Here is a 24,081-nt window from a genome sequence, read left to right on the forward strand (position 1 = left end):
ATGCCCCGTCGAGACGGCGACTCCCTCCCCCTGACAGCGGCCCAGCGCGAGATCTGGCTCGCCGAGCAGAGTTCCCGGACGCCGATCCCGGGCTACCGCGTCGGCGAGTGCCTGGAGATCCACGGGCCGGTGGACCGGGAGCTGTTCGAGACCGCGCTGCGCCGGGTGGTCGACGAGGTCGACGCCCTGCACGTGACCTTCGTCGACGACGGCGAGGGCCCGCGCCAGGTCCTGAGGGAGAGCTGGGACTGGGCCCCGGCCCACCTCGACCTCAGCGGGGATCCCGACCCCAGGGCGGCGGCCCTGGAATGGATGGAGCGGGACCTGCTGCGCCCGCTGGACCTCGCCCGCGACCCGCTGTTCGGCCACGCGCTGATCAAGGCGTCGCCGACGGAGTACCTCTGGTACCTCAACTACCACCACGTGGTCCTGGACGCGATCAGCAGCTCCATGCTCCGGCAGCGGGTCGGCGAGGTGTACTCGGCACTGGCCGGGGGCGACGCCGTGCCGCCCTGCCCGTTCGGCCCGCTGCGGGACCTGGTCGACAGCGACGCCGCCTACCGCGCCTCCGCCGACTTCGCCGCCGACCGCGCCCACTGGACCGGACGCTTCGCCGACCTGCCCGCCCCGACCCGGCTCACCGACTCCTCCGCGACCGACCCGCACCGCGCCCTCCGGATGGCCGGGGAGCGGGAACTGCGCCGCCCGGACGCCCTGCGGGCGGCGGCGGGACGCAGCGGCGTCCGGTGGTCCCGGCTGCTGGTCGCGGCGACGGCCCTCTACGCCCACCGGCTGACCGGCGACCAGGACGTGGTGCTCGCCCTGCCCGTCACCGCCCGCCGGGGCGCCGACCGCGACCTGACGGCGGTGCCGGGCACGACGTCCAACGTGGTGCCGCTGCGGCTGACGGTGCGGCCGGACATGCCGTGGCGCGAACTCGTCGCACAGGCGGCGCGGGAGGTCGAGACGGCCGTCGCGCACGAGCGCTACCGCAGCGAGGACCTGCTGCGGGACCTCGGCGCCCCCGGAGGCATCGGGACGGCGTTCCCGCTGATCGTCAACATCATGGCCTTCAACTCCAGGCCGAGCTTCGCCGGGCACCCGGCCGACGTGCACCACTTCGTGTCCGGGTCCACCACCGACCTCGCCGTCTGGGTCTTCGACTACCGGGACGGCAACCCGCCCCTGCTCCGGCTGCACGGCTCGCCGCAGGCGTACGGCGACGACGACCTCGCCGCCCACCAGGAGCGGCTGCTCGCGCTCCTCGACACCCTCGCGGACTGCGACCAGGACGAGCCGGTGGGCCGGATCGAACTGCTCACCCCCGAGGAGCGCCGCGAACTGGCGGTGCTCGGCACCGGGCCGGTGGCGCCGGGCCCGGCCGCGAGCCTGCCGGAGCTGTTCCGGGAGCACGTCCGGGCGACTCCGGACCTGGTCGCGCTGGTGTGCGGCGACCTCTCGCTGACGTACGCGGAGCTGGACGCGCGGGCGAACCGGCTGGCGCACGCGCTGATCGCGCGGGGCGCGGGGCCGGAGCGGCTGGTGGCGGTGGCCCTGCCGCGCTCGGCGGAGCTGGTGGTGGCGATCCTCGCGGTGCTGAAGACCGGCGCCGCGTACCTCCCGGTCGACCCCGAGTACCCGGTCGCGCGGATCGCGTACCTGCTCGACGACGCCCGGCCGGCCCTGGTGGTCACCGACTCCCGCAGCGGGGACCGGCTGCCGGAGGCCGGGCCCGTCGACCGACTGGTGCTCGACGATCCGGAGACGGCCGCCCTGCTGGCGGGTCGCCCGGCGGCCGACCCGATGGTGGCCGTCGACCCGGGTCTCCCGGCGTACGTCATCCACACTTCCGGTTCCACCGGCAGGCCCAAGGGCGTGCTGCCGACCCACGGCGGCCTGCTCGACCTGCTCACCGACCTCCGGCAGACGCACTTCGCGCCGGTGCTGCGGGAGCGGCGGCGGCTGCGCGTGGCGCTGACCACCTCGGTGTCCTTCGACGCCTCCTGGAACCAGCTGCTCGCCCTGTTCGGGGGCCACGAGCTGCACGTCCTGGAGCACGCGACCTGGACCGACCCCGACGCCTTCGTCGACTACGCGGCGCGCTGCGGACTGGACTACGTCGAAGCCACCCCGTCCTATCTCCACGTGCTCGTTGCCCACGGGCTGTTGAGCGGTCCGCGGTGGCGCCCGGCACTGGTCGCGGCGGGCGGCGAGGCCGTCCCGGAGCGGCTGTGGGAGCAACTGCGTTCGGTGGAGGGGGTGTCCTGCCTCAACCTCTACGGACCGTCCGAGTGCACCGTCAACTCGGTGGTCGCGCCGATGGGTTCGAGCCCGCGTCCGGTGATCGGCCGACCGGTCACCAACGCCCGGCTGTACGTGCTCGACGGCGCCCTGCGGCCGCTGCCGGCCGGTGCGGCGGGTGAGCTGTACATCGCCGGCGCGGGGCTGGCCCGGGGTTATCTGAACCGGCCGGGGCTGACCGCGGGACGGTTCGTCGCGGACCCGTTCGGGCCGGCCGGGTCGAGGATGTACCGCACCGGGGACCTGGTGCGCTGGGGTACGGACGGGAACCTGGAGTTCCTCGGCCGCACCGACGACCAGGTCAAGCTCCGCGGCTTCCGCATCGAGCTCGGCGAGATCGAGGCCGTCCTCGCCGAGCACCCGGGTATCGCCCGGGCCGCCGTGGTGGTGCGCACCGAGGAGGAACCCCGGCTGGTCGCCTACGCGGTGCCCGGGCCCGGCGCCACCGTGACCGACACCGCCCTGCGCGACCACCTGCGGGACCGGCTGCCCCGGCAGATGGTGCCGGCCGCGTACGTGCTGCTGGACGCGCTGCCGCTGACCCCGAACGGAAAGCTCGACCGGCGGGCCCTCCCGGCGCCCGGGCGGCAGCCCGCCGTGCCGGGCCGCGCACCGCGCACCGCGACCGAGCACCTGCTCGTCGGGCTGTTCGCCGAGGTGCTCGGGGTGTCCGAGCCCGGTCTCGACGACAGCTTCTTCGACCTCGGCGGGCACTCCCTGCTGGCCACCCGGCTGGTCGCCCGGGTCCGTTCGGTCCTCGGCGTGGAGCTGCGGCTCGGCGACCTGTTCGACGCGCCGACGCCGGCGGAACTGGCGGCGGCCGTGGACGTCGCGGGCCGGGCGCGTCCGGCGCTGGGGCGGCGCGAGCGGCCGGAGACCGTCCCGCTGTCCTTCGCGCAGCGGCGGCTGTGGTTCCTGCACCGCATGGAGGGCCCGAGCGCCACCTACAACATCCCGCTGGCCCTGCGGCTGTCCGGGAGCCTGGACCGGCGGGCCCTGGAAACCGCCCTGGCGGACGTGGTCGAGCGGCACGAGAGCCTGCGCACCGTCTTCCCGACGGTCGACGGCGTGCCGTGCCAGCGGGTGCTGGACCCGGAGGAGGCCCGGCCGCGGCTGCGGGTGACCGAACTCGGCGAACGCGAGCTGCCGGAGCGGCTGGCGCAGGCGGCCCGGTACGGCTTCGACCTCGCCGAGGAGCCGCCGCTGCACGCCGAACTCTTCCAGACGGCGGCCGAGGAGCACGTGCTGCTGCTGGTGGTGCACCACATCGCCGGCGACGGCTGGTCGACGGGGCCGCTCTCGCGGGACCTCACGGCCGCCTACGCGGCCCGCGCCGAGGGCGGGAAGCCGGAGTGGTCGCCGCTGCCGGTCCAGTACGCCGACTACGCCCTCTGGCAGCGGGAGCTGCTCGGCGACGGCTCGGACCCGGACAGCCTGCTGGCCAGCCAACTCGCTTACTGGCGCGATCGGTTGGCGGGCCTTCCGGAGCAGGTGGAGCTGCCGTTCGACCGGCCCAGGCCGGCCGCGATGTCCTACCGGGGCGCCCACCTGCCGGTGCGGATCGACGCCGGGCTGCACCAGGGCCTGCGGACGCTCGCCCGCGACGGCGGGGCCAGCCTCTTCATGGTGCTCCAGGCCGGGCTGGCAGCCCTGCTGGGCAAGCTCGGCGCGGGGACCGACGTCCCGATCGGCACACCGATCGCCGGACGCACCGACGAGGCCGCGGACGACCTGGTCGGCTTCTTCGTCAACACCCTGGTGCTGCGCGCCGACCTCTCCGGCGACCCGTCGTTCACCGAACTGCTGGGCCGGGTGCGCACCGACGCGCTGGCCGCGTACGCGCACCAGGACGTGCCGTTCGAGCACCTGGTGGAGGCGCTCAACCCGACCCGGACGCTGGCGCACCACCCGCTGTTCCAGACCATGCTCACCCTGCAGAACGCGCCGCTCGGCACGTTCGACCTGCCGGGGCTGCGGGTGGCGACCGATCTGGTCCACACCGGGACGGCCAAGTGCGACCTGACCTTCGTCCTGGCCGAACAGCCCGGCGCGGACGGCCTGTCGGGCGTGGTGGAGTACAGCACCGACCTGTTCGACGAGGCCACCGTGACCGGGATCGTCGAGCGGTGGCTGCGGCTGCTGCGCGCCGTCGCCGCCGACCCCGGCCGGCGCATCGGCCGGGTGGACGTGCTGTCCGCCGACGAACTCCGCGCGCTGCTCCCGGCGCCCACCGGCCGCACCGAGGAGCCGTCGGAGAGCGGTCTGACCGCGCTGTTCGAGCGGCAGGTGCGGGCGAACCCGGCCGCCGTCGCCCTCACGGACGGCGAAGTCACGCTGACGTACGGCGAGTTGAACACCCGCGCCAACCGGCTCGCGCACGCCCTGATCGACCGGGGGGTGGGCCCGGAGCAGCGCGTGGCGCTGGCCCTGCCGCGCTCGGCCGAGCAGGTCGTGGCGGTGCTCGCCGTGCTGAAGGCGGGCGGCGCCTACGTACCGGTGGACCCGGAGTACCCGGCCGCCCGGATCTCCTACCTGCTCCGGGACGCCCGCCCCGCGCTCCTCGTGACCACGAGCCGGACCGGCGACCTGCCGGGCGCGGAGGCGGTGGACCGGCTGCTGCTGGACGCCGCCGACCTGGACGGGCTGCCGGACACGGACCCCGGGGTCCCCCTCGGCCCCGGCCACGCCGCCTACGTCATCTACACCTCCGGCTCCACCGGCGACCCCAAGGGCGTGGTGGTCACGCACCGGAACGTGGTGCGGCTGTTCGGCACCACCGAGAAGCTGTTCGGCTTCCGCGCCGAGGACGTCTGGACGCTCTTCCACTCCTACGCCTTCGACTTCTCGGTGTGGGAGCTGTGGGGCCCGCTGCTGCACGGCGGCCGTCTGGTGGTCGTGGACCACGAGACCAGCCGCTCGCCCGGCCGCTTCCTGGAGCTCCTCGCCCGCGAGCGGGTGACCGTGCTCAACCAGACGCCGTCCGCGTTCTACCAGCTGATGCAGGCGGACGCGGAGGCCCCGGGGACGAGCCGTTCGCTCGCGCTGCGCACGGTGGTGTTCGGCGGCGAGGCGCTGGAGCACGCCCGGCTGGCGAGCTGGTACGAGCGGCACCCGGACGACGCGCCGCTGCTGGTCAACATGTACGGCATCACCGAGACCACGGTGCACGTCACGTACGCGGCGCTCGACCGGTCCGGCGGGGCCGCCGGCGGGATCGGCACGGCCGTCGGGGACCTGCGGACGTACGTGCTGGACGCCCATCTGCGGCCGGTGGCCCCGGGCGTGCCCGGCGAGCTGTACGTCGCGGGCGCCGGACTGGCGCGCGGCTACCTGGACCGGCCCGGCCTGACCGCCGGACGCTTCGTGGCCGACCCGTTCGGACCGCCGGGATCGCGGATGTACCGCAGCGGCGACGTGGTGCGCCGCGTGGTATGGGGGTCCCCCCGGCCGGAGGCTGGGGGAGGGAGCCTGCGCTACGTCGGCCGGGCCGACCAGCAGGTGAAGGTGCGCGGTTTCCGGATCGAGCTCGGCGAGGTCGAGGCGGCGCTGGCCGCGCACCCCGGCGTCGCCCAGGTCGCCGTCCTGGCCCGGCAGGACCGGGCCGACGACACCCGGCTGGTCGCGTACCTGGTGCCGGCCGCGGGTACCGCACCGGGTCCGGCCGAGCTGCGCGCGCACCTGCGCGAGCGGCTGCCGGAGTACATGGTGCCGTCGGCGTTCGTCGCGCTGGACGCGCTGCCGCTGACCGCCAACGGCAAGCTGGACCACCGGGCCCTGCCCGCCCCCGACCTCGCATCGGCGACCGGTGCCCGCGCACCGCGCACCCCGCAGGAGCAGATCCTCTGCGAGCTGTTCGCCGAGGTCCTGGGCGTGGCGTCGGCCGGCGTCGAGGACGGCTTCTTCGACCTGGGCGGGCACTCGCTGCTGGCCACCCGCCTGGCCGCCCGGATCCGCGCGACGCTCGGCGTGGAGATGCCGCTGCGCACCCTGTTCGAGGCGCCGACCCCGGCCGGCCTGGCCGCGGCCCTGCCGACGGCCGGACCGGCGCAGGCCGCCCTGGCACGGCGCGAGCGCCCCGAGACGGTCCCGCTGTCGTTCGCGCAGCGGCGGCTGTGGTTCCTGCACCAGTTGGAGGGCGAGAGCGCGAACTACCACATCTCCCTGGCCTGGCGACTGTCCGGGGAGCTGGACCGGCAGGCCCTGGAGGCCGCCGTGGCGGACGTGGTGGCCCGGCACGAGAGCCTGCGCACCGTCTTCCCGGCGGTGGACGGCGTGCCGTACCAGCGGGTCCTGGACGTCGTGGCGGCCCGCCCGCGGCTGCTCGTGAGCCGGACCACCGAGGCCGGGCTGGCGGACGCCATGGCACGGGCGAAGGCCCGTCCGTTCGACCTGGCGGTCGACGTGCCCCTGCGTGTCGAGCTGTTCGAGGCGGCGGCGGACGAGCACGTGTTCCAAGTGGTGCTCCACCACATCGCCGGCGACGGCTGGTCGCTGGGACCGCTCGCACAGGACCTGACCGCCGCCTACACGGCGCGCCGTCGCGGCGAGGAGCCGCGGTGGTCCCCGCTGCCGGTGCAGTACGCCGACTACACCCTGTGGCAGCACGAACTGCTCGGCGACGGGGCCGACGAGGACAGCCTGTTCGCCCGCCAGGCGGCCTACTGGACGAAGGCGCTGGCCGGTCTGCCCGAGCAGCTCCGGCTGCCCGGCGACCGGCCCCGCCCGGCGGTCGCCTCGCACCGGGGCGGTTCCGTGCGCGCCGGACTGGACGCCGAGCTGCACCGCGGTCTGCGCGAGCTCGCCCGCGCCCACGGCACCAGTCTGTTCATGGTGCTCCAGGCAGGGCTGGCGGCGCTGCTGAGCAAGCTCGGCGCGGGCGACGACATCCCCGTCGGCAGCCCGGTCGCGGGCCGGACCGACCAGGCGCAGGACGAGCTGGTCGGCTACTTCGTCAACACCCTGGTGTTCCGCACCGACACCTCGGGCGATCCGACGTTCGCCGAACTGCTGGGCCGGGTCCGGGACACCGCGCTGGCCGGGTACGCCCACCAGGACCTGCCGTTCGAATACCTGGTCGAGGCGCTCAACCCGGTCCGGTCGCTGGCGCACCATCCGCTGTTCCAGGTCATGCTGGTGCTGCAGAACGCGCCCCGGGCCGACTTCGCGCCGCCCGGGCTGCGCGTCGCCGACGTGCCGTCGGCGTCGACCACCGCCAAGCTCGACCTGATCTTCACGATGTCCGAGCGGCACGCGGAGGACGGCTCCCCCGAGGGGATCGACGGGGTCGTCGAGTACACCGGCGACCTGTACGACCCGGCCACCGTCGAGACGATGTTCGAGCGGTGGGTCCGGCTGCTCCGTGCCGCGGTCGCCGACCCGCGGCGCAGGCTCAGCCGGTTCGGCCTGCTCACCGCCGAGGAGCGCGGTGAGCTGACGGCGCTGGGCACCGGCCCGGCGGCCCGGGCCTTCACCGAGAGTCTGCCGGAGCTGTTCCGGGACCGGGTGCGTGCGACTCCGGACGCCCTCGCGCTGGTGGGACCGGAGGCGTCGCTGACGTACGCGGAGCTGGACGCGCGGGCGAACCGGCTGGCGCACGCGCTGATCGCGCGGGGCGCGGGGCCGGAGCGGCTGGTGGCGGTGGCCCTGCCGCGCTCGGCGGAGCTGGTGGTGGCGATCCTCGCGGTGCTGAAGACCGGCGCCGCGTACCTCCCGGTCGACCCCGAGTACCCGGTCGCGCGGATCGCGTACCTGCTCGACGACGCCCGGCCGGTCCTGGGGGTGACCGACGCCCGTACCCGGGGCAGGCTGCCGGAGAGCGGTCCCGCCGGATGGCTGGTGGCCGACGCCCCGGAGACGGCCGCGCTGGTGGCCGCGTGCCCGGCGGCCGACCCGATGGTGGCCGTCGATCGGGACCACCCGGTCTACGTCATCTACACCTCCGGTTCCACCGGCAGGCCCAAGGGCGTGGTGACGACGCACGGCGGCCTGCGCAACCTGTTCGCCGGCCAGCGTCCCCTGCTGTTCCTCCGGGGGACGAAGGAGCGGCTGCGGGTGGGGCTGACCACCTCGGTGTCGTTCGACGCCTCCTGCGACCAGATGTCCTGCCTGTACGCGGGACACGAGCTGCACGTCCTGGACGAGGAGACCTGGTCCGACCCGGACGCCTTCGTCGAGTACGCCGCGCGCGCCGGGCTGGACTACGTCAACGCCACCCCGTCCTACTTGCAGGTCCTCGTCGAGCGGGGGCTTCTGGACGACCCGCGGTGGCGTCCGGCGATGGTCTCGATGGGCGGGGAGGCCGTTCCGGACCGGCTGTGGGAGCGGCTGCGGGCCGTCGACGGAGTGTCCTTCCTGAACTACTACGGGCCGTCCGAGTGCACGGTGGACGCGGTCGTCGCGCCGCTGGCATCGAGCCCGCGCCCGGTGATCGGCCGGCCGCTCGGGGGAGTCCGGCTGCATGTGCTCGACGCCGCGTTGCAGCCGGTGCCCGCGGGTGTGCCGGGTGAGCTGTACATCGCCGGCGCGGGGCTGGCCCGGGGTTATCTGAACCGGCCGGGGCTGACCGCGGGACGGTTCGTGGCGGACCCGTTCGGGCCGGCCGGCACGAGGATGTACCGCACCGGTGACCTGGTGCGCTGGGGTACGGACGGGAACCTGGAGTTCCTCGGCCGCACCGACGACCAGGTCAAGCTCCGCGGCTTCCGCATCGAGCTCGGCGAGATCGAGGCGGCGCTGGCGGAGCACCCGGGGGTCGCGCGGGCCGCCGTGACCGTCCGGCAGGACCGGACGGGGGACACCCGCCTGGTCGCCTACCTGGTGCCCGCCACCGGAGCGGAACTCCGGCCGGAGGACCTGCGGGCGTGCCTGCGCGAACGGCTGCCCGACTACATGGTGCCCGCCGTGTTCGTCTCCCTCGACGCCCTGCCGCTGAACGCCAACGGCAAGCTCGACCGGCGCGCCCTGCCCGAGCCCGAGCCCGAGACCACCGTCACCCGGACCGGCCGGGCACCGCACACTCCGCAGGAGCAGATCCTGTGCGAGCTGTTCGCCGAGGTCCTCGGCCTGCCGCGGGTCGGCGTCGACGACAGCTTCTTCGACCTGGGCGGGCACTCCCTGCTGGCCACCCGCCTGGTGGCCCGGGTCCGCACGACCCTGGGCGTGGAGCTGGCACTGCGCACCCTGTTCCGCACCCCGACCGTGGCCGGGCTGGCCGCCGGTCTGGGCGGCGCGGACCGGGCCCGGCTCGCCCTGCGGCGGGCGGAGCGGCCCACGGGGGCACCCCCGGCCGAAGGACGGGGGACGGTGCCGTTGTCGTCCGCCCAGCGCAGGCTGTGGTTCCTGCGCCAGCTGGAGGGCGCCGCCTCGGTCTACAACATGCCGCTCGCGTGGCGGCTCTCGGGACCACTGGACCTGACGGCCCTGGAGGCGGCGCTGGGCGACGTCGTCGACCGGCACGAAACCCTGCGCACGGTCTTCCCGGCCGTGGACGGCGTGCCCCACCAGCGGGTGCTGGCCACCGCAGAGGCGCGCCCGAGGCTGTCGGTCACCCCGGCCGACGAGCCGCACCTGCCGGACCTGCTGGCGGGCGCCACGGTGCGCGGATTCGACCTCGCGGCCGAACCACCGCTGCGGGCGGAGCTGTTCGCGCTCGCGCCGGACGAGCACGTGCTGCTCCTGGTGATGCACCACATCGCCGGTGACGGCTGGTCGCTGGGCCCGCTGGCCGCCGACCTGGCCACCGCGTACGCGGCACGCGGCCGGGGCGAGGAGCCGCGGTGGGCGCCGCTGCCCGTCCAGTACGCCGACTACACCCTGTGGCAGCACGAGCTGCTCGGCGACCCGGCCGACCGGGACAGTCTGTTCGTCCGTCAGCAGGCCTATTGGACGGAGCAGTTGGCGAACCTGCCGGAACAGATCCGGCTCCCCGTCGACCGCCCCCGTCCCGCGACCCCCTCCTATGCCGGCGGCCACCTCGCGATCGAACTGGACGCCGAACTGCACGCCGGTCTGGTCAGGTTGGGCCGGGAGCACGGCGCCAGCGTGTACATGGTGCTACAGGCCGCCCTGGCGTCGCTGCTGGACAAGCTCGGCGCGGGCGACGACATCCCGGTCGGCAGCCTGATCGCCGGCCGGACCGACCAGGCCCTGGACGACCTCGTCGGATTCTTCGTCAACACCCTGGTGCTGCGCACGGACACCAGCGGCGACCCGACCTTCGCCGAGCTCCTCGGCCGGGTCCGCGAGGGCGCGCTGGCCGCGTACGCGCACCAGGACCTGCCGTTCGAGCACGTCGTCGAGGCCCTCAACCCGTCCCGGTCGCTCGCCCGTCAGCCGCTGTTCCAGGTGCTGCTCGCGTTGCAGAACGTGCCCCGCACCGAGTTCGAGCTGAGCGGTCTGACCACCGAGATCGTCCTGGTGCGGACGCCGACGGCGATGTTCGACCTCGGCTTCCACCTGCTGGAGCGCGGCGGCACCGGCGGGCCGGCCGAGGGCATCGTCGGGCGGGTCGAGTACAGCACCGACCTCTTCGACCCGGCCACGGTGGAGGCCCTGGTCGCCCGGTGGCTGCGGCTGCTGGCGTCGGTGGTCGCCGAGCCGGGCCGGCCGTTGAGCCGGATCGACGTCCTGACCGCCGAGGAGCGGCACGAGCTGCTGGTCGTACGCAACGACACCGCGCGACCGGTGCCCGCCGCCACCCTGCCCGCTCTGTTCGAGGCGCGGGTCCGGGCGACCCCCGAGGCCCCGGCGGTGGTGTTCGAGGACACCGTGCTGACCTACCGGGAGCTGAACCGCAGGGCCAACCGCCTGGCGCACGCGCTGATCGCGCGCGGGGTGGGGCCGGAGCAGGTCGTCGCCCTGCGGCTGCCGCGCTCCGCCGAACTGCCGGTCGCCGTCCTCGCGGTCCTCAAGACGGGCGCGGCCTATCTGCCGGTCGACCCGGACTACCCGGCCGCCCGCATCGCGTACATGCTCCAGGACGCGCGTCCTGCCGTGGTGCTCGACGACCTCGCGGCCGTCACACCGCACGGGGACCTGCCGGAGCACGATCCGGCCGTCGCCGTGGACCCGCGGCACCCGGCCTACGTCATCTACACCTCGGGCTCCACCGGCCGGCCCAAGGCCGTGGTGATGCCCGCCGCCGGGCTGCTGAACCTGCTGGCCTGGCACCACGGGTCCGTCGGCGGCGAAGTGGGCACGCGTACCGCACAGTTCACCGCGATCAGCTTCGACGTCTCGGTGCAGGAGACGCTCTCCGCGCTGCTGTACGGCAAGACCCTCGTGGTGCCGACCGAGGAGCAGCGCCGCAGTGCCGAACTGTTCGCCCGCTGGCTGGACCGGCACGGGGTCGAGGAGCTGTTCGCACCCAACCTGGTGGTCGAGGCGCTGGCCGAGGCCGCCGAGGAGGCCGGTCTCGAACTGCCGGAGCTGCGGCTGATCGCGCAGGCCGGCGAGGCGATGCGCCTCGGCGGCACCGTGCGCCGCTTCCAGAGCCGGCGGCCGGGCCGGGAGCTGCACAACCACTACGGCCCCGCCGAGACCCATGTGATCACCGCCTACCCGCTGCCGGCCGACCCCGCCGACTGCCCGCTGCCGGTACCGATCGGCCGGCCGATCGCCAACTGCCTTGCGTACGTGCTGGATTCGGCGCTGCGGCCGGTCGCCCCCGGCGTACTGGGTGAGCTGTACCTCGCCGGAGCGGGCCTCGCCCGCGGCTACCTGAACCGGCCCGGCCTCACCGCCACCCGGTTCGTCGCCGACCCCTACGGACCGGCCGGCGCGCTGATGTACCGCACCGGTGACCTGGTCCGCTGGCGGGCCGACAAGGACCTGGAGTTCGCGGGCCGGGTGGACCACCAGGTGAAGATCCGAGGGTTCCGGGTCGAGCCGGGCGAGATCGAGGCCGAGCTGACCGCACACCCGGGTGTCGCCCAGGTCGCGGTGCTCGCCCGGGAGGACCGGATCGTCGCGTACGTGGTGCCCACGGCCGGGACCGGGACGACCGCGGCGGCGCTGGCGGCGTACCTGCGCGACCGGGTGCCGGACCACCTGGTGCCGTCGGCGTTCGTGCTGCTCGACGCCCTGCCGCTGACGCCGAACGGGAAGCTGGACCGGGCCGCGTTGCCCGCGCCGGAACCGGTGACCACGGCCATGACGGGCCGGGCGCCGCGCACCCCGCAGGAGCAGATCCTGTGCGAGCTGTTCGCCGAGGTGCTGGGCGTGCCGCGGGTCGGGGTCGACGACGGCTTCTTCGACCTGGGCGGGCACTCCCTGCTCGCCACCCGGCTGGTCTCGCGGGTCCGGGCGACCCTCGGTGTCGAGCTGGAACTGCGCAGCCTGTTCCGGGCGCCGACGCCCGCCGGGATCGCGGCCGGGCTGCACGACGCCGGCACCGCTCGGCAGGCCCTGGTGCCCCGGCCCCGTCCCGAACCGATGCCGCTGTCCTTCGCCCAGCGCAGACTCTGGTTCCTCCAGCAGTTCGGAGCGCCGAGCGCCACCTACCACATGCCGCTCGCCCTGCGGCTGTCCGGCGACCTCGACCGGGCCGCGCTGAGTGCCGCGCTCGCGGACGTGGTGGCCCGGCACGAGACCCTGCGCACGGTCTTCCCGCACACCGCCGGAGTCCCGTACCAGCGGGTGCTGGACGCCGCCGAGGCCGCCGTCCCGCTGACCGTACGCGCGGCCGGTGAGGCGGAGGCGCCCGCCCTGCTGCGCGAGGCGGCGGTCCGGGCGTTCGACCTGACCTCCGAAGTGCCGCTGCGGGCGGAGCTGTTCGCGCTCGCGCCGGACGAGCACGTGCTGCTGCTGGTGATGCACCACATCGCCGGTGACGGCTGGTCCATGGGCCCGCTGGCCCGTGACCTGGCCGCCGCCTACACCGCCCGGCGGGGCGGCGGGGCGCCGGTCTGGCCGCCGCTGCCGGTGACGTACGGCGACTACACCCTGTGGCAGCACGAGATCCTCGGCGACGAGCGCGACACGGACAGCGTGTTCGCCCGTCAGGTCACCTACTGGACCGAGGCGCTGGCCGGGCTGCCCGAGCAGCTGCGGCTGCCCGCCGACCGGCCGCGCCCCGCCACCATGTCGTACGGCGGCGACCTGCTGGAACTCCGGATCGACGCCGAACTGCACGCGGCGCTGGTGGAGTTGGCGCGACGCTCCGGTGCCACCCTGTTCATGGTGCTACAGGCCGCGCTGGCCGCGCTGTACACACGGCTGGGCGCGGGCACGGACATCCCGATCGGGTCTCCGGTCGCGGGGCGCACCGACGAGGCGCTGGACGACCTGGTCGGCTTCTTCATCAACACGCTGGTGCTGCGGACCGACACCAGCGGCGACCCGACGTTCGCCGAACTGCTGGGCCGGGTGCGGGAGACGGCGCTGTCGGCCTACGCGCACCAGGACGTGCCGTTCGAGCACCTGGTGGAGGCGCTGAACCCGTCCCGTTCGCTGTCGCACCACCCGCTGTTCCAGACCGGGCTGGTCGTGCAGAACGCGCCGGGCGGTGACTTCGAGCTGCCGGGTCTGCGGGTCTCCGGGGTGACCGTGCTCACCGGGACCGCGCGGCTCGACCTGACCTTCGGGTTCGCGGAGGAGCACGGGCCCGACGGCACGCCGGCCGGGATCGGCGGTGCGGTCGAGTACAGCACCGACCTGTTCGACCGCTCGACGGTCGAGACCCTGGTCGCCCGGTGGACCAGGCTGCTGACCGCGGTCGCCGCCGCGCCCGACCGGCCGATCGGCGGGATCGACCTGCTGTCCGACGGGGAGCGCCGCGAACTGCTGCCCGCCGTCGAGGGCGGGGCGGCCGGGACGAGCCTGCCGGAGCTGTTCGCGGCGCAGGTGGCGGCGACGCCGGACGCGGTCGCGCTCGTCTGCGGCGACACCGAATTGACGTACCGTCAACTCGACCTTCGAGCCAACCGGTTCGCGCACGCGCTGATCGCCCGGGGGGTCGGTCCGGAGCAGACCGTGGCCGTGGCTCTGCCGCGGTCGGTGGAGTCGGTGGTGGCCGTCCTGGGCGTGCTGAAGGCCGGGGCCGCGTACCTGCCGGTGGATCCGGCGTACCCGGCGGCACGGATCGCGTACATGCTGGACGACGCCCGGCCCACGGTGGTGATCGACGACCCGGCGACGGTGACCGAAGGGAACTGGCCGGACACCGACCCGCGGGCCGCGCTCGACGTCCGGCACCCGGCCTACGTCATCTACACCTCGGGCTCGACCGGCCGCCCCAAGGGCGTCGTGGTGAGCCACAGCGGTGTGTCGGAACTGGTGGCGGCGCAGATCGAGCGGCTCGGCGTGGCGCCGGGCGGCCGGGTGCTCCAGTTCGCCTCGCCCAGCTTCGACGCGTCCTTCTGGGACCTGTGCAGTGCCCTGCTCACCGGCGCCGCCCTCGTCCTGGCCCCGGCCGAGGCTCCGCTGGAGGCCCTGACCGACCGTCGGCTCGGCATCACCCATGTGACGCTTCCGCCCTCGGCCCTGGCCGCGGTGGAGAGCGCCGACCTCACGGCGACCACCCTGGTGGTGGCGGGCGAGGCCTGCTCGCCGGAGCTGGTGGCCCGGTGGGCGCCCGGCCGCCGGATGATCAACGCGTACGGCCCGACGGAGACGACGGTGTGCGCCACCATGAGCGCCCCGCTGGCCCCGGAGGCCGGTGTGCCGCCGATCGGCCGGCCGGTCGCGGGCTTCCGGGTGTACGTCCTCGACGAGCGGCTGCGTGTCGTGCCGCCCGGGGTGACGGGAGAGCTGTACGTCGCCGGCCCCGGTCTGGCGCGCGGGTACCTGAACCGGCCGGGCCTGACGGCGGGGCGGTTCGTCGCCTGCCCGTTCGGTCCGGCGGGTGAGCGCATGTACCGCACGGGCGACCTGGTGCGCCGGCGCACCGACAGGGAGCTGGAGTACGTCGGCCGCGCCGACGACCAGGTGAAGGTGCGCGGCTTCCGCGTCGAACTCGGCGAGGTCGAGGCGGCGCTGGCCGAGCACCCCGCGGTCACCCGGGCCGCCGTCATCGCCCGGGGCGACCGGCTCGTCGGCTACGTGACCGCGCGTCCCGGCACGGTCGTACGTCCGGCCGAGCTGACGGCGTACCTGCGCGACCGACTGCCCGACTATCTGGTGCCGTCGGCGTTCGTGCTGCTGGACGTGCTGCCGCTGACGCCGAACGGGAAGCTGGACCGGGCCGCGTTGCCCGCGCCGGAGCCGGTGACCACGGCCACGACGGGCCGGGCGCCGCGCACCCCGCGGGAGCAGATCCTGTGCGAGCTGTTCGCCGAGGTGCTGGGCGTGCCGCGGGTCGGCGTCGACGACGACTTCTTCGACCTGGGCGGGCACTCCCTGCTCGCCACCCGGCTGGCCGCACGGGTGCGCTCGGTGCTCGGGGTGGAGCTGGGGCTGCGGGCGCTGTTCCTGGCGCCCACCGTGGCGGACCTGGCCGAGGCGCTGACCGGGGCCGGTCACGCCCGCCCGGCGCTGACCGCGCACGAGCGGCCGGAGGCGGTGCCGCTGTCCTTCGCCCAGCGCCGGCTCTGGTTCCTGCACCGCATGGACACCGCCGCCGCGACCTACCACATCCCGTTGGCGCTCCAGCTGACCGGGACGCTCGACCGGGCGGCGCTGGACGAGGCGCTGGCCGACGTGACGGCCCGGCACGAGAGCCTGCGGACGGTCTTCCCGGAGGTCGACGGCGTACCCCGCCAGCTCGTCCTGGACCCGGCCGAGGCCCGGCCCCGGGCAGGGCTGACCGAGGTGTCGGAGGCCGAACTCTTCGAGCGGCTCGCCGAGTTCGCCCGACGGCCCTTCGACCTGGAGGCCGAGGCGCCCCTGCGGGCGGAGCTGTTCGCGCTCGCGCCGGACGAGCACGTGCTGTTGCTGGTGATGCACCACATCGCCGGTGACGGCTGGTCCACCGGCCCGCTGGCCCGCGACCTGGCCGAGGCGTACGCCGCCCGGTGCGAGGGCCGCGCGCCGCACCGGCCGGCCCTGCCGGTGCAGTACGCGGACTACACGCTGTGGCAGCGCGACCTGCTCGGCGACGCCGCCGACCCGGAGAGCCGGTTCGGGGAACAACTCGACTACTGGAAGCGTCAGTTGTCGGACCTGCCGGAGCTGCTCCGGCTGCCCGCCGACCGGCCGAGGCCGGCCGTCGCCGGCTGGCGCGGGGACCACGTCGGCCTGGAGCTGAGCCCCGAACTGCACGCCTCCCTGGCGGAGCTGGCCCGGAAGTCGGGCGCGAGCCTGTTCATGGTGCTGCAGGCCGCGCTGGCCGCGCTGTACACACGGCTGGGCGCGGGCACGGACATCCCGATCGGGTCTCCGATCGCGGGGCGCACCGACGAGGCGCTGGACGACCTGGTCGGGTTCTTCGTGAACACGCTGGTGCTGCGGACCGACACCAGCGGCGACCCGAGCTTCACCGAGCTGCTGGGCCGGGTGCGGGAGACGGCGCTGTCGGCCTACGCGCACCAGGACGTGCCGTTCGAGCAGCTGGTGGAGGTGCTCAACCCGTCCCGTTCGCTGTCGCACCACCCGCTGTTCCAGACCATCCTGGCCGTGCAGAACGCCCCGATGGGCCGGTTCTCCCTGCCCGGCCTGGACGTCGCCACCTACGCGGTGGCCACCGGTACCGCCAAGTTCGACCTCGGCGTGAGCCTCGTCGAACAGTTCGCTCCGGACGGTCCCCCTGGGCCTGACGGCCCGGGAGGTGCCCCCAGCCCGGCGGGGATCGTCGGCGCGGTGGAGTACGCCACCGACCTGTTCGACCGCTCGACGGTCGAGGCGCTCATCGGGCGCTGGACGCGTCTGCTGGAGGAGGTCGCCGCCGATCCGGACCGGTCGATCGGCGGGATCGAACTCCTCGACGCCGACGAGCGGCACCGTCTGCTGGAGCGGGGCAACGCGACCGCCCTCGAGGTGGCGGCCGTTCCCGTGCCGCGGGCCTTCGCGGCGCAGGTGGCGTCGACCCCGGACGCCCTCGCGCTGGTGTGCGGCGATGTCGAGCTGACATATCGTCAACTCGACGTTCGGGCCAATCGGTTCGCGCACGCGCTGATCGCCCGGGGGGTCGGTCCGGAGCAGACCGTGGCCGTGGCCCTGCCGCGGTCGGTGGAGTCGGTGGTGGCCGTCCTGGGCGTGCTGAAGGCCGGGGCCGCGTACCTGCCGGTGGATCCGGCGTACCCGGCGGCACGGATCGCGTACATGCTGGACGACGCCCGGCCCACGGTGGTGATCGACGACCCGGCGACGGTGACCGAGGTGTCCGGGTGGCCGGAGACCGCCCCCGTGGTCGCGCTCGACGTCCGGCACCCGGCCTACGTGATCTACACCTCGGGCTCGACCGGGCGCCCCAAGGGCGTCGTGGTCGGCCACGGCGGCGTCGCGAGCCTGGTCGCCGCACAGATCGAGCGCTTCGCGATCGAACCCGGCAGCCGGGTGCTCCAGTTCGCCTCGCCCAGCTTCGACGCCTCGGTGTCGGAGATCTGCACCGCCCTGCTGCGCGGCGCGGCCCTGGTGCTGCCCCCGACGGCGGACCCGGTCGCCGCGCTGACCGACCGGGACCTCGCGGTCACCCACGTGACCGTGCCCCCGTCCGTCCTCGCCGCCGTGCCGGAGGGCTCGGTGCGGGCGTCGACGCTGGTGGTGGCGGGTGAGGCCTGCCCGCCGGAGCTGGTGGACCGCTGGGCACCGGGCCGCCGGATGATCAACGCGTACGGCCCGACGGAGACGACGGTGTGCGCGACCATGAGCGACCCGCTCTCGCCGGGATCGGGTGTGCCGCCGATCGGACGCCCGATCGCCAACGCCCGGGTGTACGTGCTGGACGAGCGGCTGCGACCGGTGCCGGCGGGCGTGGCGGGGGAGCTGTACGTCGCGGGCGCGGGTCTGGCGCGCGGGTACCTGAACCGGCCGGGCCTGACGGCGGGGCGGTTCGTCGCCTGCCCGTTCGGTCCGGCGGGTGAGCGCATGTACCGCACCGGGGACCTGGTGCGGTGGCTGGGCCGAGGAGAGCTGGAGTACGTCGGCCGCGCCGACGACCAGGTGAAGGTGCGCGGCTTCCGGGTCGAGCCCGGCGAGGTCGAGGCGGCGCTGGCCGAGCACCCCGCCGTCGCCCGGGCCGCCGTCCTCGCCCAGGACGACCGGCTCGTCGGATACGTCGTCCCGCGGCAGGACGAGGACCGGGACAGCGGCCTGGAGGCCGACCACGTGGGCGAGTGGCAGGACATCTACGACGCCCTGCCCATCACCCCCGAGGAAGCCGGCTTCGGCCAGAACTTCGTCGGCTGGAACAGCAGTTACGACACGAGCCCGATCCCGGTGGAGCAGATGCGGGAGTGGCGGGACGCCACCGTGGCCCGCATCCTGGCCCTGCGCCCCCGCCGGGTGCTGGAGGTCGGCGTCGGCACCGGACTGCTGCTCTCGGGGATCGCACCGCACTGCGAGAGCTACTGGGCGACGGACTTCTCCGCCACGGCCGTCGACGCGCTGACCGCGCAGGTCGCCCGGCGGGACGACCTGTCAGGGCGTGTCGTACTCCAGACCCGCCCGGCGCACGACACCGACGGCCTGCCGGCCGGACGGTTCGACACCATCGTGATCAACTCGGTGGTGCAGTACTTCCCGTCCGCCGACTACCTCGCGGACGTGATCGGGAAGCTGATGCGACTGCTCGCCCCCGGCGGGGCGCTCTTCGTCGGCGACGTCCGCAACCTGCGGCTGCTGCGCCCGCTGGCCACCGCGGTCCAGCTGCACCGCACCGGTGCCGACGGCGACCTCGCCACGGTGCGCCGCGCGGTGGAGCAGGCGGTCAGGGTGGAGAAGGAACTCCTGGTCGACCCGGACTTCTTCACCGTCCTGCGGGAGCACGGCACGGACATCGGAGCGGTGGCCGTGGAGGTCAAGAGCGGCCGCCACCACAACGAACTGACCCGCTACCGCTACGACGTGACGCTGCACAAGGCCCCGGTCGTCCCGGCGGCCCCGGAGGTTCCGGGCCGGACGGTCGAGCTGGAGTGGGGGCGGCAGGTTACCGGGTTGGACGGGCTGCGCGAACTCCTCGACCGGCCGTCCGCCGACGTGCTGAGGATCGCCGGGGTGCCGAACCGCCGGGTGCTGCGCGAGGCCGCCCTCTCCCGGGCGGTGCAGAACGGCGACGGCTCGCTCGCCGAACTGCTGGAGCGGCTGCACGGCCCGGAGGAGAGCGGACTCCCCGACCCGGAGGACTTCCGCGCCCTCGGGCGGGAGTTCGACCGCCGGGTGGGCGTCACCTGGTCGGCCGACGCGGCCGACGCCGTGGACGTCGTCTTCGCCGACCCGCGGGCGCGGCACGGCTCCCCGGCCGAGCCGTACCGGCCGGCCGAGGCCGCCGGCAGGACGCTGTCCTCGCTGACCAACCGCCCGACCGGCAGCCGGGGCACCGGCGCCCTCATCGGCGAACTCCGTGAATGGCTGCGCGGGCGGCTGCCCGACTACCTGATCCCGTCGGCGTTCGTGGCACTGGAGACACTGCCGCTGACGGCCAGCGGCAAGCTCGACCGCCGCGCGCTGCCCGCGCCCGACCTCGGCCCGGCCGGATCCGGGCGGGCGCCGCGCACCCCGCAGGAACAGCTCCTCGCAGAGCTGTTCGCCGAGGTGCTCGGCCTGGCCCAGGTCGGCGTCGAGGACAGCTTCTTCGACCTGGGCGGACACTCGCTGCTGGCGACCCGTCTGGCCTCCCGCGTCCGGTCGGCCCTCGGCGCGGAGCTCGAGGTCCGGACGCTGTTCGAGACGCCGACCGTGGCCGGTCTCGCGGCCCGCCTCGACGGCTCCGGCACGGCGCGGCCCGCGCTGACCGCACAGCCGCGGTCCATGGGGACACCCCCGGCCGAAGGCCGGGGGAACGTGGAACTGTCCTTCGCCCAGCGCCGCCTGTGGTTCCTGCACCGGATGGACGGGCCGAGCGCCACCTACAACATGCCGCTCGCGCTGAGCCTGACCGGCGAACTCGACCGCCCGGCCCTGCACGCCGCGCTCGCGGACGTGATCGCCCGGCACGAGAGCCTGCGCACGGTCTTCCGCGAGACGGACGGCGTGCCGTACCAGGTCGTGCTGAGCGCCTCGCGGGCGTACCCGGAGCTGCCGGTGGTCGAGCTCGACGAGAGCCTGCTGGCCGAGCGGCTGGCGCGGACGGCACAGCGCGGCTTCGACCTGGCCGCCGAGCCGCCGGTCCGGGCGGAGCTGTACGCGCTCGCGCCCGACCGGCACGTGCTGCTGGTCGTGGTGCACCACATCGCCGCCGACGGCTGGTCGATGGGGCCGCTCTCCGGAGACCTCGCGGTCGCCTACACGGCGCGCCGCCACGGCGAGGAGCCGCGGTGGTCCCCGCTGCCGGTGCAGTACGCCGACTACACGCTGTGGCAGCGCGACCTGCTCGGCGACACCGCCGACCCGGACAGCCTGTTCGCGCGGCAACTGGCCTATTGGAAGGACGAGCTGGCGGGAATCCCGCAGCAGGTGCAGCTGCCCGCCGACCGGCCCCGGCCGCCGGTGGCCTCCCAGCGGGGCGGACGGGTCGTGGTCCGGCTGGAACCCGAACTGCACCGGGCACTGCGGGACCTGGCCGCCGAGCGCGGCGCCAGCATGTTCATGGTGCTCCAGGCCGGCCTCGCCGCGCTGCTCACCCGGCTCGGCGCCGGCACGGACATCCCCGTGGGCAGTCCGATCGCCGGCCGGACCGACCAGGCGCTGGACGACCTCGTCGGGTTCTTCGTCAACACCCTGGTGCTGCGCACCGACACGAGCGGTGACCCCGGCTTCGCCGAACTGCTCGGCCGGGTGCGGCAGAAGGCGCTCGCCGCGTACGCCCACCAGGACGTGCCGTTCGAGTACCTGGTCGAGGTGGTCAACCCGGCCCGTTCGCTGTCGCACCACCCGCTGTTCCAGATCATGCTGGCCCTACAGAACGCGCCGGTGGGCGAGTTCGCCCTGCCGGGCCTCGAGACCGGTCACCTGGAGGCGTCGACCGGGACCTCGCGGGTCGACCTGACGTTCAGCCTGGCCGAGCAGTTCCGCCCGGACGGTGGCCCCGACGGCCTGGTCGGCGCGGTGGAGTACGCCACCGACCTGTTCGAACCGGCCACCGTGGAGCTGCTGTTCGAGCGCTGGGCGCGGCTGCTGCGCGCGGCGGTCGCCGACCCCGGCCGACCGATCAGCCGGATCGACGTCATGTCCGGCGAGGAACGCCGCAGGCTGCTGTCCGACTCCACCGGCGCCGCGTTCGAGCTGCCCGGGGCCGCGCTGCCGGAGCTGTTCGCCCGGCAGGTGCGCGCCACCCCGGACGCGGTGGCCGTCGTGGCCGGCGCCACCGAACTGACCTACCGGGAACTCGACCGGCGGTCCAACCGCCTCGCGCGGGCACTGGTCCGCCGGGGCGTACGGCCGGAGACACCGGTCGCGGTGCTGCTGGACCGCTCGGCGGACCTCGTCGTGGCGCTCCTGGCGATCGTCAAGGCGGGCGGCGCCTACGCGCCCCTCGACTCGCGCTTCCCGCAGTCCCGGATCGATCTGATCCTGCGGGAGGCCGGGGTCGCGCTGGTGCTCACCGAGGACGCGCTGACCGCACTGATCGAGGGCGAGCCCGACGCGTCCGACCCCGGCCTCCCGTGCGATCCGGCCCAGTTGGCGTACGTGATGTACACCTCCGGCTCGACCGGCCGGCCGAAGGGCGTGGCCGTCACCCACCGCGACGTGGTGGGCCTCGCGCTCACCCCCGAGTACCGCGGCGGCGGCCACGAGCGGGTGCTGATGCACTCCCCGACCGCCTTCGACCTCTCGACCTACGAACTGTGGGTGCCGTTGCTCAACGGCGGCCGGGTCGTGGTCGCACCGCCCGAGCGGCTCGACCTCGACCTGCTCCAGCACACGATCAGCACCCACGGGGTGACCGGACTGTGGCTGACGGCCGGTCTGTTCCGCCTGGTCGCCGAGGAGCGGCCGGGCCTGCTCGCGGGGGTCCGCGAGGTGTGGACCGGCGGTGACGTGGTCTCCCCGGCCGCCGTCGCCCGGGTGCTGGAGGTCTGCCCCGGCATCGAGGTGGTCAACGGCTACGGGCCCACCGAGGCCACGACCCTGGCCACCCGCCACCCGGTGCACGGCCTCCCCGAGAACGCCGCGACCGTACCGATCGGCGGGCCGATGGCGAACATGCGCGCCTACGTGCTCGACGACCGCCTGCGGCCGGTGCCCACCGGCCTGGTCGGCGAGCTGTACCTCGCGGGGACGGGCGTGGCCCGCGGCTACCTCGGCCGGCCCGGCCTGACGGCGGAGCGCTTCACCGCCGACCCGTACGGGCCGCCCGGGAGCCGGATGTACCGCACCGGCGACCTGGCGTGGTGGCCGGCCGGGGGCACCCTGGAGTTCGCCGGACGCACCGACCACCAGGTCAAGCTCCGCGGCCTCAGGATCGAACCCGGCGAGATCGAGGCGATCCTCGCGAGCTGCCCGGGCGTCGCCCAGGCGGCCGTCGTCGCCCGCGAGGACCGGCCCGGCGACAAGCGGCTCGTCGCCTACCTGGTGCCCGCCCCCGGAGGCGCGCCCGAGGCGGCCGAGCTCTCCGGGCGGCTGCGCCGCGACCTGCCCGACTACATGGTGCCGTCGGCGTTCGTCACCCTGGACGCACTGCCGCTGACCGCCAACGGCAAGCTGGACCGGGCCGCCCTGCCCGCCCCCGAGTACGGGGCGACGGGCACCGGCCGCGGCCCCCGGACGCCGCGGGAGCAGCTGCTGTGCGACCTCTTCGCCGAGGTCCTCGGCCGGGAACAGGTGCGCATCGACGACAACTTCTTCGATCTGGGCGGGCACTCGCTGCTGGCCGCCCGCCTGGCCTCCCGCGTCCGCGAGACCCTCGGACTGGAGCTCGGCCTGCGCATGCTCTTCGAGGCGCCGACCGTGGCCGGTCTCACCGAGCGCCTGGTCATGGACGACCCCGCCGACGCGCTGGACGTGGTGCTGCCGCTGCGTTCGACCGGGACCGGCACGCCGCTGTTCTGCATCCACCCCGGCGGCGGCATCAGCTGGTCGTACAGCGGGCTGCTGAACCACATCGGTCCCGAGCACCCGGTCTACGCGATCCAGGCGCGCGGCCTCGGCCGCCCCGAACCCCTGCCGACGTCCTACGAGGAGATGGCGGCCGACTACGCCGACCAGATCCGCAAGATCCAGCCCGAGGGCCCGTACCTGCTGCTCGGCTGGTCCGCCGGCGGGCTGATCGCCCAGGCGCTCGCCTGCGAGCTGCGGGCGCGCGGCGAGCGGACCGCGCTGCTGGCCATCCTCGACGCCTACCCGGTGAAGGACGTGAAGTTCGAGGAGATGCCCGTGCCCACCGAGCGGGACGTGCTCGTCGGCGTGCTCGACGTCGACCCGGACGAGCTGGGCGACCGGGAGCTGACCTACGCCGAGGTCGCCGAGGTCCTGAACCGGCGGGGCAGCGCGCTCCAGGGCCTGACGGAGCAGCAGATCGAGGTCATCGTCCACATCATGATCAACAACGCGAGGCTGGCGGTCGACTTCGTCCCCGCCCGCTTCGACGGCGACCTGCTGCTGTTCAACTCCACGATCGACCGTGACGGGGACGACGCCGGGCCCGCGACCTGGCGCCCGTACATCGCGGGCCGGATCGAATCGCACGAGATCACCACCCGGCACAACCGGATGACCGAAGCCGGCTCACTGGCCCAGATCGGACCGATCCTGGCCGCCCGCCTCGCCGAGGCCACCGGTGAAACCACCCTTTCCCCCCAGGAGGACTGA

The 24,081-nt window shown here is 74.7% G+C and carries 1 protein-coding gene; it reads left to right on the plus strand.

Annotation, left to right across the window (positions count from 1 at the left end; genetic code table 11):
• Complete coding sequence (locus tag CW362_RS24715; RefSeq protein WP_103551726.1) at nt 1–24,081, plus strand: non-ribosomal peptide synthetase; 24,081 nt, start codon at nt 1–3, stop codon at nt 24,079–24,081.

The sequence above is a fragment of the Streptomyces populi genome (assembly GCF_002911015.1).
In the GTDB taxonomy this organism is placed as follows: Bacteria; Actinomycetota; Actinomycetes; order Streptomycetales; family Streptomycetaceae; genus Streptomyces; species Streptomyces populi.